The following is a 24,551-nucleotide window of genomic DNA, read 5'->3' as shown; positions in this document are numbered from 1 at the left end:
AACACCTCTGCAGCGGGTAGGACGAGACGTTCGGCCTGCGGAGTCACCCGACGACGCCAGCCAGCCTAACGGGATCAATCGAAGGTGTCAGGGGACAACCAGGCGCAAACCTGCAGGAACATGGAGCCGTCCTGGACAGCTTGTCCAATCAGCCTGCCGGTTTGCGCCGAAAGCCGAACCTTCGTACGGAGTGGCGTGCGGAATCCGTGTGCGGAGCGTGGACGCTCAGCCCATGTGCGGGTGAACGTGCGAGGTCGGCGGGACGAACGTCTCCTTGATCGACCGGGCCGAGGTCCAGCGCAGCAGGTTCTGCGCGGCGCCCGCCTTGTCGTTGGTGCCCGACGCCCGGCCGCCGCCGAAGGGCTGCTGGCCGACCACCGCGCCGGTCGGCTTGTCGTTGATGTAGAAGTTCCCGGCCGCGAACCGCAGCGCCTCCACCGCCTGCGCGATGGCGTAGCGGTCCTGGGCCACCACCGAGCCGGTCAGCCCGTACGGCGCGCCCGCGTCGACCCGGCCGAGCACGTCGTCCCAGCGGGAGTCCTCGTAGACGTGCACGGCCAGGATCGGGCCGAAGTACTCGGTGCGGAACATCTCGTTGCGGAAGTCCGAGGAGACCAGCACGGTCGGGCGGACGAACCAGCCGATCGCGTCGTCGTACTGGCCGCCGGCCGCCAGCTCCACCGTCGGGTCGGCCTTGGCCCGGTCGATGGCGTCCCGGTTCTTCTCGAACGCGCGCCGGTCGATCAGCGCGCCCATGAAGTTCGACAGGTCGGTGACGTCGCCGACGGCCAGCGCGTCCACCTCGGCCAGGAAGTCGTCCTTGATCCGCTGCCAGAGGCTGCGCGGCAGGTAGGCGCGGGAGAGCGCCGAGCACTTCTGGCCCTGGTACTCGAAGGCGCCGCGGATCAGGGCGGCCTTGAGGATCTCCGGGTCCGCCGAGCGGTGCGCCAGCAGGAAGTCCTTGCCGCCGGTCTCGCCGACGATCCGCGGGTACGTCCGGTAGCCGCCGATGTTGGCGCCGAGGGTCTGCCAGAGCGAGCGGAAGGTCTTGGTGGAGCCGGTGAAGTGCAGTCCGGCCAGCGCGGGGTCGGCCAGCGCCACCGCGGACAGCTGCTGGCCGTCACCGGTGACCAGGTTGACCACGCCGGGCGGCAGCCCGGCCGCCTCCAGCAGCCGCATCAGGTGGTGCGCGGCCAGCGTCTGGGTCGGCGCGGGCTTCCACACCACCGTGTTGCCCATCAGCGCGGGCGCGGTCGGCAGGTTGCCGGCGATGGCGGTGAAGTTGAACGGGGTGATCGCGTAGACGAAACCTTCCAGCGGGCGGTGGTCGGTGCGGTTCCACACCCCCGGCGAGGAGACCGGCTGGTCGGCCAGGATCTGCCGGGCGAAGTGCACGTTCCAGCGCCAGAAGTCGATCAGCTCGCAGGCCGAGTCGATCTCGGCCTGCTGCGCCGTCTTGGACTGCCCGAGCATGGTCGCCGCGTTCAGCGTCTCCCGCCACGGGCCGGCCAGCAGGTCGGCGGCGCGCAGGAACACCGCCGCCCGGTCGTCGAAGGACAGCGCCCGCCACTCCCGCCCGGCCGCCAGCGCGGCGTCCACCGCAGCCCGGGCGTCCTCCCGGGTGGCGTTGCCGAGCACACCCAGCCTGGCCGCGTGGTGGTGCGGCTGGACGACGTCGATCCGCTCGCCGCCGCCGAAGCGCTGCTCGCCGCCGATGGTCATCGGCAGCGGGATCTGCTCGGCCGCCAGCTCGTCCAGCCGGCGCACCAGACGCTCCCGCTCCGGGCTGCCGGGCGCGTAGCCGAGCACCGGCTCGTTGCCCGGGACCGGGACCTGGGTGACTGCGTCGATGGGCATGGCTGGCTCCGCTTCCTCGTCACGGCGGCCGGCCCGTTCCGACGACGGGCCCGGCACCCGTCCAGCCTGACCAGCGGCGGGCCGCTTCGCCCGCCCGGACACGCCAACGGTGGACGTGGTCCGCGACACGCCCGGCGCCAGGTGCGGGCCCGGCGGGCGTGTCAGCCGGCCAGCCGCCCGGCCAGCTCCACCGCCTCCGCCAGGGTGTCCACCACCGGGACGCCGACCGGCTCCAGCTTCTCCCTGGTGTGCGAGCCACCGGTGTACAGCACCGCGTGCGCGCCCGCGTCCAGGGCGGCCAGCGCGTCGTCCGCCGCGTCGCCGATCAGCACCGTACGGGCCGGGTCCACCCGCTCGCCGAGCGCGGCCAGGTGCCGGACCAGGTGCTCGGCCTTCTGCCCGCCGGCCGGGCCGCTGCGCCCGTCCACCCGCAGGAACTGGGGGGTCAGACCGAAGCCCTCGACCACCGGCAGCAGCCGGTCGTGCTCGTACATGGAGAGCAGCGACTGGCTGCGCCCGGCCGCCCGCCAGCCGTCCAGCAGCTCGCGGGCGCCCTCGGTGAGGCCGCAGGCGGTGCTCAGCTCGCGGTAGCTGTCGTGGAACGCGTCGTCCAGGCGCAGCCACTCGGCGTCGGAGGGCAGCCGGCCGAGCAGCCGCTGGTAGAACCGGGGGATCGGGATCTCGTACTGCTCGCGGTACTCCTGCAGCGTCATCGGGCCGACGCCGATGGTCGCGAAGGCGGCATTGCTCGCGCCGAGCACCGCTTCCATGTCGTGGAAGAGCGTTCCGTTCCAGTCCCAGACGATATGAGTGCGCACGTGTTGAACGGTAGCGCCGGGCGGTGCCGGACCGGTAGGACGGGGCTCACCCCCGGGCCGCGCACGGACCTCCGCGCACGGACCGGTGAGTTGGGCCTCAGGCCAGCAGGGCGGCGATCTCCTGGGTGGCGAACCAGAGCAGGTCGTGGTCCTCGGCGCCGTCCACGGTGAACTGGGCGTCCTGGTCGCCCGCGTCCGCCGCCGTCACCGCCTCGACGGCCGCCGCCACGTCGGCCACCACGTCCACGTCGGCGACGTCCGCGTGCACCGAGGCCGCCTTGGCGAGCTTCACCGGGCCGGCCAGCACCACCCGGCCGAGCGAGGCCTGGTCCTGGTACTCGTCGCCGGGGAACGGCTTCACCGCCGAGTCGGCGACATCGAGCGCCACGACGACGCGGCGGCGCGGGGCGTCCGACTCGGCGGCCAGCAGGCGCAGCGAGGACTGGGCGGCCCGGTTCAGCGCCGCGTACTCCAGCTCCTCCAGGTCGTCGCTGACGTACCACTCGCGCAGCGCGGGGGTCACGGCGTACGCCGCGGACTGCTCCAGCGCGCCGCCCGCGTGCGCCGCCGCCAGGCCGGTCAGGGTGGTGGGCACGTACACGCGCATCGGTGGCACTCTCCGGTTCGTCCAGCGGCACAGCTTCCAGCGCCCCAAGAATAAGCGCCGGACGGCGGGCCGTGATCACCCGCACGCCGTCGGCCCGGGCGCCGGCCCCTCCGGAGGCGGTCAGCGGGCGGCCTCCAGGGTGCGGCGGCAGGTGTCCAACGCGCTCTCCAGGACGGGTCCGCGGCGGGCCGGGTCCATCATGTTCGGGCCCATCACCGCCAGGTCGGCGGGGGTGGGAGCGAGCAGGTGCACGCGCACGCCGCTCGCCCGCAGCAGTCCGGCCTCGCGCAGCAGCCGGCGGGTCACCGTCCGGCGGTAACGGGCGACCAGTTGGGCGAGCACCCCGCTCGGGCGGTCCCGCTCGCGCGGGGCGTGCAGCCAGTCCCGCACGCGCCGGGCGCGCGTGGCGGCGGACGCGCCGTTATCGGACTCCGGGCGCCCGGGCGGGTCGGGGCGCAGCGCCATCGGGGCGAGCACGTAGACCTCGTCGAGGCCCCGGTCCAGCAGCAGGTCGGCGTTGGTGGCCGACCAGCAGCCGCCGTCCACGTACGCGGTGCCGCCGACCGGGACGGGCGCGAACCAGCCGGGGATCGCGCAGGAGGCCGTCACCGCCTCGTCGACCCGGGCGGGGGGTGCGCCGGGGTCGCCGAAGACCACCCGGCGGCCGGTGCGGTAGTCCACCGCGACGACCCGCAGCACCGAGCCCGCCGGCCAGCCGTCCGCGCCGTCGAACAGGCCGCCGACCAGCGCGCCGACCGACGCCAGCGAGCCCCGGCCGTGCGGCGCCATCGCCGAGACCATGGTGAGCCAGGGGTAGGTGCGCGGGTGCCGGACGGCGTCCCGCAGCAGGCCCGGCGAGCCGATGCCGACCCGGGGCCGCGGCGGCAGCGCGCCGCCGACCGCCGTGTCGTAGTCGAACTCGATCCCGGCCAGCGGACCGGAGCCGATCGGCAGGCCGCACTGGTGGTCGCGGAGCTGGCCGGTGTCCGCCCCGGCCGCCAGCAGCGCGCCGAGGATGGCACCCGCCGAGGTGCCGAGCAGCACCTCCGCATCGCCCGGCGGCCGCCCGGTCGCCTCCTCGACGGCGCGCAGCGCACCGACCGTCCAGGCCGCGCCGAGCATGCCGCCGCCACCCAGCACCAGGCCGCGCCGGGGAGCGTCCCCGGTGCCCGGGGTTGCCGGACGCGTCCCCGATACCCATGTCGTCATACCGGCCGCCTGTCCTCGTCGGGGCGGTGCTGGTGCGCTGCCGGGCGGACGCCGCACGAGGCCCGCGAGGCGTACGGCCCGGCCTTCGATCCTGCGCGCCGACCGGCCGGGGGCGCAACGTCCGTCCTGGCGAACGGACCGTCCCCTTTCGGGCCCTCCCGGCCTCCCCGGCGCGTCAACCCCGGGCCGACGGGGGTGCCCGGAAGCCTGCCACCGCACGGGCCGACTCACCCGGATAGGTGAACTTCGAGGCCGTCGGGGAGGCCGTGGGAAACCCGTTGCCGCCCCGTGCGGGGGCCACTAGCAAGGACCCGTCCGTACCCGCACCAGCCTGCTTCCCGACCCCGTCGCCACCCCCGGCGACAGCCCCCGTCCAGCCCCGCCCAGGCCCCGCGCCGACCGCCCCCGAGGAAGGCCCATGACCACGTGCCCGAACCGCGCCGCACCGCCGCCCGCCCCGCCCGCCGTGCTCTCCGCGCGCCCCTACCGCTCGCGCGGCACCGCCCGGGACCACCACCCGGCGCCGCCGCGCCGGCCCCGCCACCCCCGGACCGCGTGCACCGGCGGTGCGGACCGCGAGCCGCTCGACGGCCTCAGCACCCGGTTCGCCCACCGGCTGGTCGAGGTGCTCACCGGCGCCCGGCCGTCCGGCCAGTTGCTGCGCCACACCACGCTGGACTGCTACGGCCAGCTCTCCGCCCTGGTCCGGGCCGGCACCCTGCGCCGGGCGCGGGCCGGCGAGCGGCCCCGGCTCGGCCCGGTGCACGACCGCTCCCCCTCGCCGGGCGCCGTCGAGGCCTGCGTCCGGGTCGACCTCGGCACCCGGCACCACATGGTGGCGTTCCGGCTGGAGCCGCGCGGCCCGTCCGGCCAGTGGCAGTGCACCGCCGTGGAGGCCCGGTGACCGCCGTCGCCCGCACCGCGCCGCCGCCCGCCGACCCGCCGCCGCCGACCCGCGGTCCGCTGGGCACGCCCCCGGAAACGGCACGGGGCGCCGCCCCCGTACGGGAGCGGCGCCCGGCCCTGCGGCGGGCCGGTCCGACGCGCGGACCGGCCACCGGCCTCGTCTCAGCCCTTGCGGCGGCGGCCCTTGGCCGACTTGGCGGCCTTGCGGCGCTCGGCGCGGGTCAGCCCGTCGCCCTCGTCCTCCGCACCGAGGTCCTCGAAGTCGCCCTCGACCACACCGCCGCCGACCTCGTCCGAGGGGGCCGTGTAGTGCAGCCGCTGCGGCTTGGGGGCCTCCAGGCCCTTGGCCTTGATCTCCGGACGGGCGGCGTCCTTCTCCAGCTTGTCGAGCACGACCTGGGCGTCCTCGACCGGGACCTCCTCGACCTGCTGCTCGACCTGGACCTCCAGGTTGAACAGGTAGCCGACGGACTCCTCCTTGATGCCCTCCATCATCGCGGTGAACATGTCGAAGCCCTCGCGCTGGTACTCGACCAGCGGGTCGCGCTGCGCCATGGCCCGCAGGCCGATGCCCTCCTGGAGGTAGTCCATCTCGTAGAGGTGCTCGCGCCAGCGGCGGTCCAGCACCGACAGCACGACCCGGCGCTCCAGCTCGCGCATGATCTCGGTGCCGAGCTGGTCCTCGCGGGCGCCGTACTGCGCCTGGACGTCCTCCTGGACGACCTTGGTGAGGAACTCCGGGGTGAGGCCCGCGGTGCCGCCGGCCTCCTCCTCCAGCTCCTCCAGGTCCAGGGTGACCGGGTAGAGCTGCTTGAGCGCGGTCCAGAGCTTCTCGAGGTCCCAGTCGTCCTCGAAGCCCTCGCCGGTGGCGGCCCGGACGTACGCCTCGACGGTGTCGTCCATGAAGTGGCCGACCTGCTCCTGCAGGTCCTCGCCCTCCAGGACCCGGCGGCGCTCGCCGTAGATGACCTCGCGCTGGCGGTTCAGCACCTCGTCGTACTTGAGGACGTTCTTGCGGATCTCGAAGTTCTGCTGCTCGACCTGGGTCTGCGCGGAGGCGATGGCCCGGGTCACCATCTTCGACTCGATCGGCACGTCCTCGGGCACGTTGGCCATCGAGAGCACGCGCTCGACCATGCCGGCCTTGAACAGGCGCATCAGGTCGTCGCCCAGCGACAGGTAGAAGCGGGACTCGCCCGGGTCGCCCTGACGGCCGGAACGGCCGCGCAGCTGGTTGTCGATCCGGCGGGACTCGTGGCGCTCGGTGCCGAGGACGTAGAGGCCACCGGCCTCCTTGACCTCGTCCTGCTCCGCCTTGACCGCGGCCTTGGCCTTCTCCAGCGCGGCCGGGAACGCGGCCTCGTACTCCTCCGGGGTGTCCACCGCGGAGAGCCCGCGCTGGGCCAGCTCGGCGGCCGCGAGGTGGTCGGCGTTGCCGCCGAGCATGATGTCGGTACCGCGGCCGGCCATGTTGGTGGCGACGGTGACGGCGCCCTTGCGGCCGGCCTGGGCGACGATCTGCGCCTCGCGCTCGTGGTGCTTGGCGTTCAGCACCTCGTGCGGGATGCCGCGCTTGCGCAGCTCCTGCGACAGGTACTCGGACTTCTCGACCGACACGGTGCCGACCAGCACCGGCTGGCCCTTCTCGTGCTTCTCGGCGATGTCCTCGACCACGGCGGCGAACTTGGCCGGCTCCGACTTGTAGATCAGGTCGGGCTGGTCGATGCGCAGCGGCGTCTTGTTGGTCGGGATCGGCACCACGCCGAGCTTGTAGATCTGGTGGAACTCGGCCGCCTCGGTGGTACCGGTACCGGTCATGCCGGCCAGCTTGTCGTACAGGCGGAAGAAGTTCTGGAGGGTGATGGTGGCCAGCGTCTGGTTCTCGTTCTGGACCTCCACCCCTTCCTTGGCCTCGATCGCCTGGTGCATGCCCTCGTTGTAGCGGCGGCCGGCCAGGATGCGGCCGGTGTGCTCGTCGACGATCATGACTTCGCCGTTCATGACGACGTAGTCCTTGTCCGCCTTGTAGAGCTCCTTCGCCTTGATGGCGTTGTTCAGGAAGCCGACCAGCGGGGTGTTCACCGACTCGTAGAGGTTGTCGATGCCGAGGTAGTCCTCGACCCGGGTGACGCCCTCCTCCAGGATGCCGACGGTGCGCTTCTTCTCGTCGACCTCGTAGTCGCGGTCGATCTTCAGGCGCAGCACCAGCTTGGCGAAGTCGGCGTACCACTTGGTCGCCTGGTCCGCCGGGCCGGAGATGATCAGCGGGGTACGGGCCTCGTCGATGAGGATCGAGTCGACCTCGTCGACCACCGCGAAGTAGTGGCCGCGCTGGACGAGTTCGTCCTTCGACCAGGCCATGTTGTCGCGCAGGTAGTCGAAGCCGAACTCGTTGTTGGTGCCGTACGTGATGTCCATCCCGTACTGGCGCTTGCGCTCGGCGGGCGTCATGTTGCCGAGGATCACGCCGACCTCGAGGCCGAGGAAGCGGTGCACCCGGCCCATCCACTCCGAGTCGCGCTCGGCGAGGTAGTCGTTGACCGTGATGAGGTGCACGCCCTTGCCGGTGAGCGCGTTGAGGTACGCGGGCAGCGTGCCGACCAGGGTCTTGCCCTCACCGGTGCGCATCTCGGCGACGTAGCCGAAGTGCAGCGCGGCGCCGCCCATGAGCTGGACGTCGTAGTGCCGCTGGCCCAGCACGCGCTTGGCGGCCTCGCGGACGGTGGCGAACGCCTCGGGGAGGATGTCGTCCAGGCTCTCGCCGTCGGCGATCCGCTGCTTGTACTCGTCGGTCAGTGCGCGCAGCTCGGCGTCGGTGAGGTTGACGAAGTCCTCTTCGATGGAGTTGACCTGGGCGGCAATCCGCTGCAGCTTGCGAAGGATCTTGCCTTCGCCGGCGCGCAGGATCTTGTCGAAGACGGACACGTGAGCGGGCTCCTTGCCTGTATTGGCACTGGACGACTGCACGGTGGATCCACCCCACCGCACGGGCCATCGTATGCGAGGAGCCCAATGCCCCGGGAGGTGCGTCAGCACGGTATTCCCGTGTCACCCGCGCGAGCACATCCGACGATAGTCGCTCGCACCGGGGCAAACCGGGCGGATGTCCGGCTGGTTGAACGAGTCGATCCGTTAATCGGATGCTCTGCTTTCTCTCTGCACGGAATAATCCGTCCATGGATGAGCAGCCGAAGCAGTCGCAGCAGTCGGGGCAGCAGAACGGGCCGGACCCGACGGAGCCCGTCGTCCTCACCACCGACCGCCTGGTCCTGCGCGCCCCGGGCGAGGGCGACGTCGACGCGGTCTTCGCCGCCTGCCAGGACGAGGAGATCCAGCGCTGGACGGTCGTCCCGGTCCCGTACCGCCGCCAGGACGCCGAGTACTTCGTCCACGACCTCGCCGCCGAGGGCTGGCGGACCGGCGGCAACCGGGTCTGGTGCGTGTTCGAGCGCGAGTCCGCAGCGCTGGTCGGCAGCCAGGGGCTGACGGCCGTCCCCGGCCGGCCCGGCACCGCCGAGGTCGGCTGGTGGGCGGCCAAGGAGTTCCGCGGCCGCGGCTACACCGCGGAGGCCGCCGCCGCGGTGGCCCGCTACGGACTGCGCGAACTGGGGCTGCGCCGGCTGGAGTGGCTCGCCTACACGGGCAACGAGGGCTCCCGCGCGGTGGCCGAGAAGGTCGGCTTCCGCTTCGAGGGCACCCTGCGCTCCTACTCCGAGCAGCGCGGCCGGTTCCTCGACACCTGGATCGCCTCGCTGCTCGCCGAGGACCTCGCGGACTGAACCGCCGGGCCCGGGCGGACGGCCCCACGGACCGCGCGGCCCCGGTGGGCGGCCGGCCCGGGCGGCCGGCCCGGGCCGGTTGTCGGTGCCCCCGTCTAGGCTCGCCGGCATGACCGCCTCGACCCCGCGCCGGGCCGCCGGCCCCACGCTCGCGACCCCCGCCCCGGTGACCGTCCTCGGTGCCGACGACGCCCGCCGGATCGCCCTGCGCGCCCAGGGACTGCTCGGTGTCCCGGACCGCCGCAGCGGGGTGCGCGGGGTGCTGCGCCGGCTCGGCTCCGTCCAGCTCGACACCATCTCGGTGCTGGCCCGCTCGCACGAACTGGTCCCGTACGCCCGGCTCGGCGCGGTCGGCCGCCCGGCGGTCGAGACGGCGTTCTGGGGCTCCGGCGCGAGCTTCGAGTACTGGTCGCACGCGGCCTGCGTGCTGCCCGTCGAGGAGTGGCCGCTGTTCGCCTTCCGGCGGCGGAGCTACCGGGCCAAGGCCCACGTCTGGGGCAAGCAGGTCGACGCGGCGACGTACCGCACCGTGCTCGACAAGCTGCGCGCCGAGGGCCCGCTCACCTCCACCGAGTTGGGCGGAGCCAAGCGGACCGCCGACTGGTGGGACTGGTCGGACACCAAGATCGCGGTGGAGCGGGCGCTGGCCTTCGGCGATGTGGTCTGCACCGATCGCCGGAGCTGGAAGCGCGTCTACGCGCTGGCCGAACAGGCCGTCCCCGCCGAGCTGTTCGCTGCCGAGCCGGACGACGCGGAGTGCCTGCGCACCCTGGTCGCACAGTCCGGCGCGGCGCTCGGCGTGGCCACCCGGGCCGACCTGCTGGACTACCACCGGCTGCGCGCCGACCAGTTGGACGCGGCGCTGCCCGAATCCGGTCTGGTCCCGGTCCAGGTGGCCGGCTGGGGCCCGGACGGCTCGCCCGGCGCGGCCTGGGCCGACCCGGCGGCGCTCGCCGCGGCGCCGCGCGGGCGCCACCGCACCACGCTGCTCTCGCCGTTCGACTCGCTGGTCTGGGACCGCCCGCGCACCGAGCGGATCTTCGGCATGTCCCACCGGCTGGAGGCCTACACGCCCAAGCACAAGCGGGTGCACGGCTACTTCGCGATGCCGCTGCTGACCGGCGGGCAGCTGGTCGGCCGGGTCGATCCGGCCCGCGAGGGACGGACGCTGGTGGCCCGTCAGGTCTCGCTGGACTCCCCCCGGCACCTGGAGGCGCTGGCCGGGGCGCTGCGCGAGGCGGCCTCCTGGGTGGGCTGCGACGCCGTCCGGGTCGAGACGCTGCACGACGAGGCGCTCCGCCCGGCACTGGAGAAGCTGCTCGGCTGAGCGCACCCCGAGGGACCCGCCGCTCACCCTATTTCGAGGATCTTCTCCCGCATCGCGTAGACCACGGCCTCCATCCGGGAGTGCAGCTGCAGCTTCTCCAGGATGTTGCGCACGTGGTTCTTCACGGTGTTCTCGCTGATGAACAGCTCCTTGGCGATCTCCCGGTTGTTCATCCCGGTGGCCACCAGCTTCAGCACCTCGAGCTCCCGGTCGGTCAGTCGCGGCGCGGGCACCAACTCGCGCTCGTCGGACCGGCGCTGGATCATCGACTTGAACTCGGTGAGCAGCTTGGACGCCATCGAGGGGCTGATCTGGGACTGCCCGTCGGCGACCGCGCGGATCGCGGTGGCGACCTCGTCGGTGGAGATCTCCTTGAGCAGGTACCCGGTGGCGCCCGCCTTGATCGCCTCGTAGAGGTCGGCCTCCTCGTCGCTTATCGTCAGCATGATGATCTTGGTGCTGGGCGCGACGTCCTTGATCGCGGTACAGGCCTCGATCCCGCTGCGGCGCGGCATCCTGACGTCCATGAGGATGATGTCCGGCAGCAGGTCGGCGGCCTTGAGCACCGCCTCGGCGCCGTCCCCGGCCTCGCCGACGACGGTGATGTCCTCCTCCTCGGCCAGCACGATCTCCAGGCCGCGGCGGAACAGCGCGTGGTCGTCCACCACCAGGACGCGGATCGGCTCCCCCCGGCGGGTGCCGTAGCCGGGGTCCTCCCCCCGGCCCGGTGGCCCCCCCGCGACCGGCCCCGCCGCGGGCCCCAGCCCGAAGTGATCCCCCATCCGCTCCTCCCCCGTCGCCGGTCGTCGTGGGCCAATCATTCCACGGCCGGAGCCCCCTCCGGTCACCCTCCGGCGCCGATCGCCCCGCATCGGGTGACCTGCGGGGCGGCCCGACGGCACACCGGCCCGCCCCGGAACGCCGGTGACCCCGGCGGCACCGGCCACCGGGGTCACCCTCCCATGCTGCTCGGACGGTCAGTCCTCGTCGTCACCCGCGCCGATCGCACCGCCGGCGCCACCACCCTCGACGGTCGAGCCGTCGGCCTTGAGGTGGATCACGCCGTAGTGGTAACCGTGCCGGCGGTAGACCACGCTCGGCAGGCCGCTGTCCTTCTCCACGAAGAGGTAGAAGTCGTGGCCGACCAGCTCCATCTCGTAGAGCGCCTGGTCGAGCGCCATCGGGGCGGCCGGGTGCGTCTTCTCCCGGACCACCAGCGGGCCTTCGCCCTCCACTTCCAGGGTTCCCATCATGGTCTTGCGGACGGCCCCGTTGGTGCTGCTCTCCGACGGCTTCGGCTCGGGCAGCGCGGCCAGGGCCGCGGTCGCCTCGGCGACGCTGATCGGGGTGCGGCCGTTGCCGCCCTTGTGGACCCGACGCCGGTCCGCGGACTTGCGCAGCTGGGCGTCGAGCTTCGCCGAGGCCAGGTCGAGCGCCGCATAGGGGTCCGCGGCGGCGGCCTCCGCCCGGATCACCGGGCCACGGGTACGGAGAGTGATCTCCACGCGGTCGGACCGGTCGGCCTGCCGCGGGTTGTGTTCCTTGGACACCTCGACATCGAGGCTGATCGCCTTGGTGTCGAACTTCTGGACCTTCTCCAGCTTCTCGGCCACGTGATCCCGGAACCTCTTGGGCACCTCGGTCTTGCGGCCCTTGACAACGATGTCCACGCAGAACTCCGATCCCTCGTTCTGTCGCCGGTCCGGGTGCTACCGGACCGGACTGAGACCAGCCGGACCAGCCAATCCTTCCGCCGGCCCTCCGTCCCACCGGCAACGGCGGGAACGACTGGCCCTCACCTCACTTCCTCCCCACCAGGGACGGTTGAAACCCCCTGGGGCTCATCGAACACCTCACACGGAGTTTTCGCCTCCCCAGCGGAGAGTTGGGGTATGACGGACTAATGGGGCGTGGCGGTCAAGCCGTAGCCCCCTGTCTACCCTCCTGCGAGTGAAACACAGGTAAATACCTGGACAACACCCCCCGTACGGCGCATTCTTTGCTCACTCTCCGTTCGCAAGCCGGGAGGAGCAGCCGTGCCGCCGACCTCCGCACCGCCCCGACCGCCGTCCGCCCAAGGGCCGTTCGCCCACGCCCTGGCCGGTCTGCTCGACGTGCTGGTCCCGTCGCCCTGCGCGGGCTGCGGCACCGAGCGCGGCCAGCTCTGCCCGGACTGTCGGCGTGTCCTCGCCGCCGCCCGGCCCGCGCCCTCCGCCGCACTGCCCTGGGCGCACGCCTGCGCGCCGTACGACGGCCCGGTCCGCCGGCTGCTGCTCGCGCACAAGGAGCGCGGCGCGCTCCGGCTGGCCGGCCCGCTCGGCGAGGTCCTCGCCCGCGCGGTGCGCTCCGCGCTCGGCCCGCGGGCCGGGCAGGCCCCGCTGCTGCTCGTCCCGGTACCCTCGGCCCGCGCGGCCGTCCGCGCCCGGGGCCACGACCCGACCCTGCGGCTGGCGGGCGCCGCCGCCCGCGTCCTGCGCCGGGAGGGCCTGGACGCCCGCGCCGCACCGCTGTTGCGGCACACCCGCCCGGTCGCCGACCAGGCCGGGCTCCCGGCCGCCGAGCGCCGGCGCAACCTGCACGGCGCGCTCACCGTACGGCCGCTCGCACACCGCCCGCCCGCGCTCCGGCCGGTTCTGGTGGACGACCTGGTGACCACCGGCGCCAGCCTCGCCGAAGCGGCCCGGGCGCTGTCGGCCGCCGGGCTGCCGCCCTGCGCGGCCGCCACCGTCGCGGCGGCCGGCGCGGACCGGCACCCCTGCGGCGACCCGCACACGCCCGAGCACCGGTCCGAGGACCACCTCTGAGAGCAGCCCGAGCACCGGCCCGGAGATCAGCCCTGGATCAGCCCGGGTAGATGAACGAGGAGACCCCGTAGAGCAGTCCCCCCAGCTCCCGCCACTGGTTGTTGACCAGCCGGTACGGCTTGCCTCCCACGCCCTGCAGCGCCAGCACCGGCGGCACCACCGGCGTAGTGCCGCCGCCGTTCACCCGCGACTCCGACGCGGCCACCGTGACCATCTCGCCACCGCTCTGCAACCGCGCGTCCGAGTTCGGGGACCCGTCCGTGCTGATGTAGTGCAGCTGCTGCAGCTTGTCCTTCTCCTTGCCCAGCACCAGCAGTTGGTCCGCCTCCGCCCAGGAGACCGAGGCCACCTCCTGGAACGCCGGGTTGGCCTCCTGCAGACCGGTGATCCGCACGGTCGGCGCTTCCTTGGTGCCTCCGTGGACCAGCAGCCCCAGCCAGAGCTTCTGGTCCTTACCGTCCTTGCCCTCCTTGAGCAGCAGGGCCACCCGGACCCCGTCCGAGGAGACCTTGATGCCCTGCACCGAGCGGCCGTCCAGCTTCGCCACCGGCACCTCGACGACCGTCTTGTCGCGGACCATCAGCACCCTCGGGCCCTGCGGGTCCCGGTCCACCACGTAGAGGTCGCCGCGCCCGTCCCAGGTCGGCGAGGTCAGCCCGTCCTCGGCCTTCGCGCCCGGGCGGGCCGTGGTGGTCAGCACCGGCTGGGGCATCGCGCCCGCCGCCGTGTTCTCCGCGAACGGCACGGTGTAGAGCTGGTGGCCGTCCCCGCTGATCGCCGCGGCCCGCTCACCGTCCCGGGCCACCGCGATCGCGCCCAGCCGCCGACCGCTCTGCTGCGGGCGCCCCAGCGGACCGCGCACCGGATCGGAGACGTCATCGGCCGCGCGCGTCTCGTACAGGACGCCGTTGTCCTCCCGCTGGTAGAACTGCCGGGTGGCCATCTGGCCGGCCAGCGAGCCGGGCCCGATCGCGGGCTCGTCGATGCGGGTCGCCAGGCAGCTCTGGCCGCCGTGCTGCCCCTTGAGTTCCAGCTTGTCCACCTGCCCGGTGCCCTGGTCGGCGAGGGTGTAGAGCAGCTGGGTGGCCATCTGCCGGCAGGCGGTGGCACTGCCCAGATCGACCCCGGTGAGCCCCACGTGCCCGGTGTGGTTGTCGTCCACGGTGACCGACTCCACCTTCGTCCCGGCCGGGAAGGCCGAGCGCACCACCGGCTCCAGCCAGCTCGACGGCCCGCTGACCAGCGCGTCGGCGGCCGAACCCAGCGGGTTTATTCGGCGCCGCAGGTAGACCGGGTCGGCGATCAGCACGTCCTGGTTGGTCACCGCCGTGGCGGTCGGCGCGGACGGGTCGGGCGCGGCGAAGAAGAACCGGTCGACCTGGCGGTAGCTGTTGCGGAAGTTGACCTCGTTGAGGATCAGGCCGTCGGGGAGCTCGTTGATCCGCCACTCCTCGCCCTTCTCCCGCACGAAGGAGAAGTTGAACTGGAGCTGCGGGTTGGTCGGCTTGATCCGGTACGAGTGCCGCTCGTCCACCTCGGCCACCAGCTGCCCGCTGACCGGGATGGAGACGTCGGTGTCGGCGTCGGTCACGCTCACGTCGGCCTGGCTCGGCTTGCCGCCGAGCACCTTGACGCCCGCCTCGGCGTTCCACCGCGCGGCGGCGGCGGACGTCAGGTACTTGCGGGCCGTGCCGTAGCTGTCGTCGGCGGTGAGCGCGTCCAGGAACCCGGTCAGCAGCTCCTGCGGCTTGGCGCCCTTGGCGGGCTCCACCGGGAAGACCCTGACCTGCAGGTTCTTCTCCGCCGAGCTCTTGGACTGCTCGATCCTGGTGACGCCCCCGGAATCCGGCATCGCCGCGCAGCCGCCGGCCAGCAGGCTGCCCAGCAGGGCACCGGCCACCCCGGCCAGCCGAGGCTCAGTCCTGCCGCTGGTCCTTCGCACCCCGCGACCCCTCCGTGTCGGTTCCACCCGTGCCGTCCACCCCGGCGGCCTCGTCCGGCCCCGCGGTGCGCTGCGCCACCGACGGCCGGCCCGGCGCCGTGTCCACCATGACCTGCGCGCCGGTCGCACCGTACCCGGCACCGGCCGGCAGCAGGTCCGACGGGTCGGCCCGCGGGGCGTCCGGCGAGCGGCGGCCGAGACCCGGGCCGATGCTCAGCACGCCGCCGAGCCCGCTGCCGAAACCGCTGCCGGAGGCCTCCGGGGTCTCCGGGACGGCCGTCTCCTCCGCCGCGCTCAGCGCCGTCGAGCCGCCCGGACGGATCGCCCGCCGGTACGGCGTCCCGTACGTGCCCAGCCCCCGGTTGTTGCGGGAGTCCTCCGGCTCCAGTCGGAACGGCGCCCGGTTGATCTCGCCGCCGCGGGTGCGCGGCAGGGTGAGCCGGAAGTGCGAGCCGCCGCCCGGCTCGCCCCAGGCCTGGAGCCAGCCGCCATGCAGGTGCGCGTCCTCGACCGCGATGGACAGGCCCAGGCCGGTGCCGCCGGTGGTCCGCACCCGGGACGGGTCGGCCCGCCAGAACCGGTGGAACACCCGGGACGCCTCGCCCGGCTTGAGGCCGATGCCGTAGTCGCGCACGCCGACCGCCACCGCGCCGTCCTGCGAGCCCAGCCGGACCACGACGTCCCGGCCCTCGCCGTGCTCCAGCGCGTTGACCACCAGGTTGCGCAGGATGCGCTCGATCCGCCGGGAGTCGACCTCGGCCACCACCGGCTCGCCGTCGCCGCGGATCACCACCGCGCTGCCCTTGGCCTGCGCCAGCGGGTCCGCGGCCTCGACCACCCGGCCGACGATGTCGCGCAGGTCGACCGGCTCGGCGTCCAGTACGGCCGCGCCCGCGTCGAACCGGCTGATCTCCAGCAGGTCGGCGAGCAGCGACTCGAAGCGGTCCAGCTGCCCCTGGAGCAGCTCGGCGGAGCGGGCCGCCATCGGGTCGAGGTCCTCGCGGCTGTCGTAGATCAGGTCGGCGGCCATCCGGACGGTGGTCAGCGGGGTGCGCAGCTCGTGCGAGACGTCCGAGACGAAGCGCCGCTGCACCCGAGACAGCTCCTCCAGCTGGCGGATCTGCGCCTGCAGCGCGTTGGCCATCCGGTTGAACGACTCGCCGAGCCGGGCGATGTCGTCCGTACCGGTGACCTTCATCCGTTCTTCCAGGTGCCCGGCGGCCAGCCGCTCGGAGATTCCGGCGGCCATCCGGACCGGCGTCACCACCTGGCGCACCACCAGCCAGGCGATGCCGCCCATCATGATCACCACGAACACGCCGGCGGTCGCCAGGGTGCCGGTGATCAGGTTGAGGGTCTTGGTCTCCTGACCGAAGGAGAAGACGTAGTACAGCTGGTAACTACTGCCGTCCGGGCCGGTGAACTGCTGGCCGAAGACCAGGCCCGGCTCGGTCTTCCCGCCGCTCTCCACGGAGCGCTGGATCCGGGTGGGCTGGCTGAAGGTCTGACCGGCCTCCTGCGCGACCCGGGCCCGCAGCGCGGCCGGGACGCTGTCCGGCGAGATGTCGCCCGAGTAGCGCGGGCCGTAGCTGATCCGGTCCTTCGCCGGCTGCACCGTCTGACCGGTGGCCGGCAGCATCGCGATCACCGAGTAGACGTTCTGCCCGCTGGCCGCCAGCTCGCCGACCTGCCGCAGCAGCCAGGTCCCGGGCTCCTCGGGCGCCGGGTCGGCGGCCGCGCCGGTGCGCACCCGCAGGTCCTTCGCCTCGTCGATCTTCTTGAGCTCGGTCTGGAAGCCCGCGATCGCCTGGTCGCGCGCCGCGGCCCGCTTGGTGTCCAGCAGCCCGGTCCGCACCTGGGCCACCACGACGACGCCCAGCACCAGCACCACCAGGACCGACAGCAGCAGGGTCGCCGCCACCACCCGCAGCTGGATCGACCGCCGGTACAGCGCCGCCACCCGGTGCACGGGGCGGCGCAGCTGACGGACCACCGGCGCGAACGGGGCCGCGAGGCCACGCCGGCGGCGGTTGCGGACGGTCGAACTCAGCACGTCCCCGCGCACGGCGGAGCCGCCCCCGTCGGTCGCGCCGGCCGCCGGGGTCTCGTCGGACTGGTCGCTCACGTCAGCTGGGCCCGGCCTTGTAGCCGACGCCGCGGACGGTCACCACGATCTCGGGGCGCTCCGGGTCCTTCTCGATCTTGGAGCGCAGACGCTGCACATGGACGTTCACCAGCCGGGTGTCCGCCGCGTGCCGGTAACCCCACACCTGCTCCAGCAGCACCTCGCGGGTGAACACCTGCCAGGGCTTGCGGGCCAGCGCGACCAGCAGGTCGAACTCCAGCGGGGTCAGCGGGATGCCCCGCCCGTCCCGCTTCACCGAGTGGCCGGCCACGTCGATCACCAGATCGCCGATGGTCAGCTGCTCCGGGGTCGGCTCCTCGGCACGGCGCAGCCGGGCGCGCACCCGGGCCACCAGTTCCTTGGGCTTGAACGGCTTGGTCACGTAGTCGTCGGCACCCGACTCCAGACCCACCACGACGTCCACCGTGTCGGTCTTGGCGGTCAGCATGACGATCGGGATCCCTGACTCCGCCCGGATCTGCCGGCAGACGTCGATGCCGTCCCGGCCGGGCAGCATCAGGTCGAGCAGGACCAGGTCGGGCTTGGTCTCCCGGAACGCGGCTAGCGCCCTGTCCCCATCCGCGACGAAAAACGGCTCAAAACCCTCACCACGCAGCACAATGCCGAGCATCTCGGCCAGTGCGGAGTCGTCATCAACGACGAGGACGCGTCCCTTCATGGGTCCATCTTCTCATTACCGGATTGTGACCTGCCGCACAGCAGTCCCATTGCTCCAGATCGGCCAACTGGCGGCCCGGCGAATTCCGGCCATACCGGGCGAAAGCCCCGGCCCGACCCGGCCCCGGAGACCCCGGGGCGGACCACCGGCCGTCCGCGGAGCGGCCGTTGCCGTTCAGCAACCGGATCCCCCTGGGGCGCGTCCGACCACCATGGCACGATGGGCGCTGCGCCCATGTGAAGATCCACCCGGCGCCGCGAACCCTGACGCCCTCCGAGGAGCAGTGATGACCGACACCCCGGGCTGGGCCTCGCCCGGCTCGTCCGAGCCGCCCCGCGACGGTGCCCGGCCCCCGGCCGACGCGCCCGCCGCCGTGCCCGGCCAGTCGGCACCGCCCCACGACGCCCCGCCCGCCTGGGGCACCGCCCCCGGCGCACCGCAGCCCCCGTACGGGCAGCAGCCCCTGTACGGCCAGCAGCCGCCGTTCGGACAGCAGCCGCCGCCGTACGGGCCGCCCGGCGGGCAGTTCGGATGGGGTGCCCCGCCCAGTCCCAAGCCCGGCGTCATCCCGCTGCGCCCGCTCGGCCTCGGCGAGATCCTCGACGGCGCGGTCTCCACCGTCCGCAAGCACTGGCGGGTCGCCCTCGGCCTGTCCTTCGGCGTCGCCGTGGTCCAGCAGGGCGTCGCGCTCGGCGCCCAGCTCGCCGTCCAGGGCGACACCGGCGAGCTCACCCCGGTGCTGACCTCCCTGGTCAGCCTCCCGCTCGCCGGGCTGCTCAGCGTGATCGCCTCGGCCCTGCTGACCATGGTGGTCAGCCGGGCCATCCTCGGGCAGTCCGTCACGCTCCGGGAGGCCTGGCGCGACGCCCGGCCCCGGACGCTCCAGCTCATCGGCCTCACCCTGCTGAACGCCCTGATCCTCGGCGGCATCGTCCTGCTGGGCTTCACCCCGCTGATCGGCTACGCGCTGTCCGGCGCGGCGGAACCGGCGATCACCGCCCTGCTCGTCATCGTGGGCATGCTCAGCCTCCCCGTGGCCGTCTGGCTCGGGATCCAGCTCAGCCTGGCCGCGCCCGCGCTCATGCTGGAGAAGCAGGGCGTCATCGCCGCCCTCTCCCGCTCCCGGCGTCTGGTCCGCGGCTCCTGGTGGCGGATCTTCGGCATCACCCTGCTCAGCACGGTCATCGCCTGGGTCGTCTCCAGCGTGATCAACACCCCGTTCACCGTCATCGGCATGATGCTGGGCTGGAGCGACCTCACCAGCCAACTCGACGCCGGTGACTCCGCCTCCATGCCCGCCGCGATGCTGGTCACCCTCGCCATCGGCGGCATCCTCTCGTCCACCATCACGCTCCCCTTCACCGCCACCATCGGCGTGCTGCTCTACGTGGACCAGCGGATCCGCCGCGAGGCCCTCGACATCGAGCTCGCCCGCGCCGCCGGCCTGCCCGAGTACGGCGGCACCGGCTGGGGCGGTCAGGGCGGCCCCGCCCCGGCAAGGCTCTGAGCCCGATGCCGACCTGGGGGGAGATCGTCGTGCTCGCGGGCGGGGCCCCGGTCACGACGCCGCGTGACCCGGCGCGCGACGCGGCCCGCGACGAGTTGGTCAAGGCCGACTACCACCGCCATGACCCGAGCATCCAGGAGCGGGTCGTCAACTGGGTCATGGACCGGATCGACGACGCGCTCGGCGCGCTCGCCGGCGGCGGCACCACCGGCACCACCGGGCTGATCCTCTTCCTGGTGGTCGCCCTGGTGATCGGCGCCGCCCTCTGGTGGCGCCTCGGCGCGCCCAAGCGGGCGGCCCGCACCGACCTCGGCGTCTTCGGCGGCACCGGCCCGCGCAGCGCCGCCGAGCACCGGACCGACGCCGAGCGGCACGCCGCCGCCGGCCAGTGGGCGGACGCCGTCCGCGAGCAGATGCGAGCCCTGGTCCGGGCGCTGGAGGAGCGCACCCTGCTCGACCCCCGGCCCGGTCGCACCGCCGACGAGGCCGCCGTCGAGGCCGGCCGCGCACTGCCCGAGCACGCCGGCGCGCTGCTCGCGGCCGCCCGTGCCTTCGACGACATCGCCTACGGCGAGCGCACCGCCGACCAGGCCGCCTACCAACTGCTGCGCGACCTCGACCGGACCCTCGAACGCGCCCGCCCGGTCCTCGCCCCGGCCGCCGGAGGAGCCGCATGACCAGCGCCACCCCCGCCCCGCCGGCGCCGTCGCACCCGACCGCGCCCGCGGCAGGCCCCGGCGGGTCCGATCCCGCCGCGGCCGGTCCCGTCGCGACCGGCACCAGCCTCGCCCCCACCGGCCGCGGCCTGTGGCAGCGCGCCCGCTGGTACCTGCTCACCATCGTCCTGGCCCTGCTCGCCGCCGTCGTCCTGGCCGCCGCCAACGACGAACGCCAGTACCCGCCGCTGGACCCGCGCTCCTACGACTCCACCGGCGGCCACGCCCTGGTCGCCCTGCTGGAGCGCCAGGGCCTCACCGTCGACGTCACCACCGACCCGACCGGCCGCCCCACCGGCGCCGACACCCTGGTGCTGCCCGAACCCGACCTGCTCACCCCCGAGCAGCTGGCCGCCGTCGCCGCCGCCCGGCACAGCCGGCTGGTCCTGATCTCCCCCGGCCCCGCCGCGCTCAGCGCGCTCGCCCCCGGCGTCCGCATGTCCGACGAGAACGGCGGCGTCCCCTACGCCCGCGTCCGCAGCACCGACCCGGGCTGCTCGCTGCCGGAGGCCGTCCGGGCCGGCAGCGCCCACGTCGGCGGCCTGCTCTACACCGCCGGCAGCCACGGCGAGGGCTGCTACCCGCGCGGCCACGGCTACCCCGTGGTCACCGTCCCCACCGGCCGCGGCACCGACGTCGTGGTCCTCGGCAGCGGCGAGTTCCTCACCAACGAGCTGCTCAAGAAGGACGGCAACGCCGCCCTCGGGCTCGGCCTGCTCGGCGCCCAGCCGCACATCGGCTGGCACCTGCCCGACTACACCGCCCCGGTCGCCGAGGGCGGGCGGAAGAGCTTCCAGGACTTCATCCCCGAGGGCTGGACCTGGGCCGGCTACCAGCTCGCCGTCGCCGTCGTGCTCGCCGCGCTCTGGCGCGCCCGCCGCCTCGGCCCGGTCGTCAGCGAGAACCTTCCTGTGGTGGTCCGCGCCTCCGAGACCACCGAGGGCCGCGCCCGGCTCTACCGCCGTGCCAGGGCCCGCGGCCGCGCCGCCGACGCCCTGCGCCGCGCCGCCGCGCACCGCATCGCCCCGGCCCTGGGCGTCCCGCCCGTGGCCGGCGCGCCCGACCCCTCCGCTCTCTGCGCGGCCGTCGCCGACCGCCTCCCCGAGCGGCCCGCCGGGGACGTACGGGCCCTCCTGTACGGCCCGCCCCCGACCGACGACGCCGCGCTGCTGCGGCTCGCCGACGACCTCGACGCCCTCGAAAGGCAGGTACGGAAGCCGTGACCGAGAAGGCCACCACCCAGCTCCGCATCACCCCCGGCACGGCACCCGCCACCCCCGGCACCACCGACCCGCGAATCGGCGACGCCCGGCCCGTCGACGCTCCGAACGTCGACGCGCGCGAGGCCCTGACCGCCCTGCGCGCCGAGATCGCCAAGGCCGTCGTCGGCCAGGACGCCGCCGTCACCGGGCTCGTCGTCGCCCTGCTCTGCGGCGGCCACGTGCTGCTCGAAGGCGTCCCCGGCGTCGCCAAGACCCTGCTGATCCGCACCCTCTCCACCGCGCTCAGCCTGGGGACCAAGCGCATACAGTTCACCCCCGACCTCATGCCCGGCGACGTCACCGGCTCGCTGGTCTACGACGCCCGCACCGCCGAGTTCTCCTTCCAGCCCGGCCCGGTCTTCACCAACCTGCTGCTGGCCGACGAGATCAACCGCACCCCGCCGAAGACCCAGGCCGCCCTGCTGGAGGCCATGGAGGAGCGGCAGGTCACCGTCGACGGCGAACCGCGCCCCCTGCCGGTCCCGTTCCTGGTCGCCGCGACCCAGAACCCGGTCGAGTACGAGGGCACCTACCCGCTGCCCGAGGCCCAGCTCGACCGCTTCCTGCTCAAGCTGATCCTCCCGCTGCCCGACCGCGACCAGGAGTTCCAGGTCCTCGCCCGGCACGCCGCCGGCTTCGACCCGCGCGACCTCTCCGCCGCGGGCGTGCGCCCCGTCGCCGGTCCCGAGCACATCACGGCCGCCCGGGCGCAGATCGCCAAGCTGACCGTCTCCCCCGAGGTCCTGGCCTACATCGTCGACCTCTGCCGGGCCACCCGGCAGTCGCCCTCGCTCTCCATCGGCGTCTCCCCGCGCGGCGCCACCGCGCTGCTCGGCGCCTCCCGGGCCTGGGCCTGGCTGGCCGGCCGCGACTACGTCACCCCCGACGACGTCAAGGCCCTCGCCCTGCCCACCCTGCGGCACCGCGTCGCCCTGCGCGCCGAGGCCGAGATGGAGGGCGTCACCGCCGACTCCGTCATCCAGGCGGTGCTCGCCCAGACGCCCGCCCCGCGCTGAGCCCACCCCGCCCGCCCGCACCTCTGGCCGGCTCACCCCCGGCCCCGACGAAGGAACGCACCGCATGGCCCTCACCGGGCGAACCGCCCTGCTCGCCGCGCTCGGCGCCCTCGTCACGGGTCTGCTGCTGCCTTCCTGGGCCGGGATCGGCGCCGTCACCGGTGCGGTCCTGCTCGCCGTCGTCGTCGACCTGGTGCTCGCCGCCCCCGTCCGCAGTCTGCGGATCACCCGGGGCGGCGACACCAAGGTGCGGCTCGGCGAGCCCGCCGGCGTCGAACTGACCGTCACCAACCCGTCCGGACGCCTCCTGCGGGCCCGGATCCGCGACGCCTGGGCCCCGTCCGCCTGGCGGCCCGGCACCGAGACCGCCGCCTCCCGGCACACCCTGCCCGTGCCCGGCCACGAACGGCGCCGCGTCACCACCGTCCTCACCCCGGCCCGGCGCGGGGACCACCACGCCCACAAGGTGACGATCCGTTCGCTGGGCCCGCTCGGCCTGGCCGGCCGTCAGGGCTCGCACCTCGTCCCCTGGACGGTCCGCGCGCTGCCCCCGTTCGCCAGCCGCAAGCACCTGCCCTCCCGGCTCGCCCGGCTGCGCGAACTCGACGGCCGCACCTCCGTCCTGACCCGCGGCCAGGGCACCGAGTTCGACTCGCTGCGCGAGTACCTGCCGGGCGACGACGTCCGCTCCATCGACTGGCGGGCCAGCGCCCGCCGCCACACCGTCGCCGTGCGCACCTGGCGCCCGGAGCGCGACCGGCACATCCTCGTCGTCCTCGACACCGGCCGCACCTCGGCCGGCCGGGTCGGCGACGCCCCCCGCCTGGACGCCTCCCTGGACGCCGCACTGCTGCTCACCGCCCTCGCCACCAAAGCCGGCGACCGGGTCGACCTGCTCGCCCACGACCTGCGCACCCGGGTCTCGGTGGCCGGCCGCTCCCCGAACGAGATCCTCCCGGCCTTCACCAACGCGATGGCCGTGCTGGAGCCCGCCCTCTACGAGACCGACATGCGCTCACTGGTCGCCACCGCGCTCAAGATGGCGCCGCACCGCTCGCTGATCGTCCTGCTCACCGGCCTGGACGCGGCCCCGGTCGAGGACGGCCTGCTCCCGTTGCTGCCCCTGCTCACCAAGCGGCACGAGGTCGTGCTCGCCTCCGTCTCCGACCCCCACCTCGACGAACTCGCCGCCGGTCGCGGCACGGTCGAGGCCGTCTACGGAGCCGCGGCCGCCGAACAGACCCGCGCCGACCGCCGCCTCACCGCCGACCGCCTCACCCGCGCCGGCATCACGGTCATCGACGCCCCGCCCGCCTCCGTCGCCCCCGCCCTGGCCGACATCTACCTCGCCCTCAAGGCCGCCGGCCGGCTCTGACCGCGGCTCAGCGCCCCGACCTCCGGGGCCGGTTCACGATCCGGTGCACTGCTCGGCCGCGTCGAAGGCCGGCGCGAGCGGGGCCGGCGCCGCGCGGAGCTGGTCCGCCAGGGACCCGGACGGTACGACCAGCCCGGCGTCGTCGGCGTTCCCGGTCGGCCGGAGCCAGCCCTCCAACGCGATGCGAACCGCCGCGGCCACGCTCGCCGCGAGAACGCGGGCCGTGTGCACTCCGGCGCCGCCCAGCCGTTCGGCGAGAACCGCCGCGAGAGGGGGCTCGATGTCGGCGGTGCTGCCTCGGAAGGCGTCACACAGCGCGGTCCGGCCGGTGATCAGCAGCAGCGCCTCGCGCGTCGCCTGCTTCTTCCCGGACGGCGACCCCAGGGACGACCTGGACCGGGCCGGCCTGGGCATCGTCAAACTCCTCGAAGGACGCCGGGGAGAGACCTACCCCGACATGGACTGGGAGCCCCAGGAGGCCTTCACGGCGGTGGCCGAGCGGTATCGGAGGTGACCGGCCTCCCCTGAACGCAAAGAACCCCCGCCGGATAACCGGCGGGGGTTCTTCTCACAATTTGTTCGGCGGCGTCCTACTCTCCCACAGGGTCCCCCCTGCAGTACC

Annotated in this window: 18 protein-coding genes and 2 pseudogenes; 9 read left to right on the top strand and 11 right to left on the bottom strand. The window is 73.9% G+C overall.

All coding sequences use genetic code 11. The features are described from left to right. Window positions 1–225: 225 nt before the first annotated feature. The 4 genes from pruA to ABZW10_RS31770 form a co-directional block, all read right to left on the bottom strand. Complete coding sequence (gene pruA / locus ABZW10_RS31785) at window positions 226–1,851, bottom strand: L-glutamate gamma-semialdehyde dehydrogenase (RefSeq protein WP_355372939.1); 1,626 nt, start codon at window positions 1,849–1,851, stop codon at window positions 226–228. A gap of 167 nt (window positions 1,852–2,018) precedes the next feature. Further along, window positions 2,019–2,675, bottom strand: a complete 657-nt coding sequence (locus tag ABZW10_RS31780) for an HAD family hydrolase (RefSeq protein WP_355372867.1) — start codon at window positions 2,673–2,675, stop codon at window positions 2,019–2,021. Window positions 2,676–2,772: 97 nt separating this feature from the next. Further along, complete coding sequence (locus tag ABZW10_RS31775) at window positions 2,773–3,282, bottom strand: hypothetical protein (protein ID WP_355372865.1); 510 nt, start codon at window positions 3,280–3,282, stop codon at window positions 2,773–2,775. Between the two features lie 120 nt (window positions 3,283–3,402). Then, window positions 3,403–4,491, bottom strand: a complete 1,089-nt coding sequence (locus ABZW10_RS31770; RefSeq protein ID WP_355372862.1) for a patatin-like phospholipase family protein — start codon at window positions 4,489–4,491, stop codon at window positions 3,403–3,405. 418 nt (window positions 4,492–4,909) lie between these two features. On the opposite strand from ABZW10_RS31770, the gene ABZW10_RS31765 reads away from it, so the two are divergent. Then, a complete protein-coding gene (locus ABZW10_RS31765; protein ID WP_355372859.1) occupies window positions 4,910–5,395 on the top strand; it encodes an Rv3235 family protein in 486 nt (161 codons plus the stop codon). A 164-nt stretch (window positions 5,396–5,559) separates the two neighbouring features. On the opposite strand, the gene secA is transcribed toward ABZW10_RS31765, so the two are convergent. After that, window positions 5,560–8,322 (bottom strand): preprotein translocase subunit SecA, encoded by a 2,763-nt coding sequence (gene secA / locus ABZW10_RS31760; RefSeq protein ID WP_355372856.1) that lies wholly within the window; start codon window positions 8,320–8,322, stop codon window positions 5,560–5,562. Between the two features lie 251 nt (window positions 8,323–8,573). On the opposite strand from secA, the gene ABZW10_RS31755 reads away from it, so the two are divergent. Beyond that, complete coding sequence (locus ABZW10_RS31755; RefSeq protein WP_355372853.1) at window positions 8,574–9,176, top strand: GNAT family N-acetyltransferase; 603 nt, start codon at window positions 8,574–8,576, stop codon at window positions 9,174–9,176. A 109-nt stretch (window positions 9,177–9,285) separates the two neighbouring features. Further along, a complete protein-coding gene (locus ABZW10_RS31750) occupies window positions 9,286–10,503 on the top strand; it encodes a crosslink repair DNA glycosylase YcaQ family protein (RefSeq protein ID WP_355372851.1) in 1,218 nt (405 codons plus the stop codon). Window positions 10,504–10,526: 23 nt separating this feature from the next. Here the strand turns inward: ABZW10_RS31750 and ABZW10_RS31745 are convergent. After that, a pseudogene (locus ABZW10_RS31745) lies at window positions 10,527–11,189 on the bottom strand (response regulator transcription factor); the annotation flags it as partial. Between the two features lie 291 nt (window positions 11,190–11,480). Further along, a complete protein-coding gene (gene raiA, locus ABZW10_RS31740; RefSeq protein ID WP_355372848.1) occupies window positions 11,481–12,173 on the bottom strand; it encodes a ribosome-associated translation inhibitor RaiA in 693 nt (230 codons plus the stop codon). Window positions 12,174–12,539: 366 nt separating this feature from the next. Here raiA and ABZW10_RS31735 point away from each other — a divergent pair, with 366 nt between their 5' ends. Then, window positions 12,540–13,307 (top strand): ComF family protein, encoded by a 768-nt coding sequence (locus tag ABZW10_RS31735; RefSeq protein ID WP_355372846.1) that lies wholly within the window; start codon window positions 12,540–12,542, stop codon window positions 13,305–13,307. A gap of 37 nt (window positions 13,308–13,344) precedes the next feature. On the opposite strand, the gene ABZW10_RS31730 is transcribed toward ABZW10_RS31735, so the two are convergent. From ABZW10_RS31730 to mtrA, 3 genes are all read right to left on the bottom strand, one after another. Further along, the gene (locus tag ABZW10_RS31730) at window positions 13,345–15,249 is read right to left on the bottom strand and encodes an LpqB family beta-propeller domain-containing protein (RefSeq protein WP_355372843.1); all 1,905 of its coding nucleotides are present in this window, start codon (window positions 15,247–15,249) and stop codon (window positions 13,345–13,347) included. Further along, the gene (gene mtrB, locus ABZW10_RS31725) at window positions 15,224–17,242 is read right to left on the bottom strand and encodes an MtrAB system histidine kinase MtrB (protein WP_355372937.1); all 2,019 of its coding nucleotides are present in this window, start codon (window positions 17,240–17,242) and stop codon (window positions 15,224–15,226) included. The genes ABZW10_RS31730 and mtrB overlap by 26 nt, the downstream gene beginning before the upstream one ends. A 133-nt stretch (window positions 17,243–17,375) precedes the next feature. After that, on the bottom strand, window positions 17,376–18,053 hold the full coding sequence (gene mtrA, locus ABZW10_RS31720; protein ID WP_030247322.1) for an MtrAB system response regulator MtrA: 678 nt from the start codon (window positions 18,051–18,053) through the stop codon (window positions 17,376–17,378). A 286-nt stretch (window positions 18,054–18,339) separates the two neighbouring features. On the opposite strand from mtrA, the gene ABZW10_RS31715 reads away from it, so the two are divergent. The 5 genes from ABZW10_RS31715 to ABZW10_RS31695 all read left to right on the top strand — a co-directional run bounded on the left by ABZW10_RS31715 (window position 18,340) and on the right by ABZW10_RS31695 (window position 23,929). Further along, window positions 18,340–19,560, top strand: a complete 1,221-nt coding sequence (locus tag ABZW10_RS31715; RefSeq protein WP_355372840.1) for a hypothetical protein — start codon at window positions 18,340–18,342, stop codon at window positions 19,558–19,560. Window positions 19,561–19,565: 5 nt separating this feature from the next. Beyond that, window positions 19,566–20,237, top strand: coding sequence for a DUF4129 domain-containing protein (locus tag ABZW10_RS31710; protein WP_355372838.1), 672 nt, complete (start codon window positions 19,566–19,568; stop codon window positions 20,235–20,237). Next, window positions 20,234–21,499, top strand: coding sequence for a DUF4350 domain-containing protein (locus ABZW10_RS31705; RefSeq protein ID WP_355372835.1), 1,266 nt, complete (start codon window positions 20,234–20,236; stop codon window positions 21,497–21,499). Before ABZW10_RS31710 ends, ABZW10_RS31705 begins: the two co-directional genes overlap by 4 nt. 74 nt (window positions 21,500–21,573) lie before the next feature. Then, complete coding sequence (locus ABZW10_RS31700) at window positions 21,574–22,554, top strand: MoxR family ATPase (RefSeq protein ID WP_355372934.1); 981 nt, start codon at window positions 21,574–21,576, stop codon at window positions 22,552–22,554. A 64-nt stretch (window positions 22,555–22,618) separates the two neighbouring features. Next, window positions 22,619–23,929, top strand: coding sequence for a DUF58 domain-containing protein (locus ABZW10_RS31695; protein WP_355372833.1), 1,311 nt, complete (start codon window positions 22,619–22,621; stop codon window positions 23,927–23,929). A gap of 33 nt (window positions 23,930–23,962) precedes the next feature. On the opposite strand, the pseudogene ABZW10_RS31690 reads toward ABZW10_RS31695, so the two are convergent. Further along, window positions 23,963–24,277 (bottom strand): annotated as a pseudogene (locus tag ABZW10_RS31690) (TetR family transcriptional regulator); the annotation flags it as partial. Between the last annotated feature and the right edge of the window lie 274 nt (window positions 24,278–24,551).

This window comes from Kitasatospora sp. NPDC004723 (assembly GCF_040609255.1).
Taxonomy (GTDB): Bacteria; Actinomycetota; Actinomycetes; order Streptomycetales; family Streptomycetaceae; genus Kitasatospora.
This window is presented reverse-complemented; position numbering and strand designations above follow the sequence as displayed.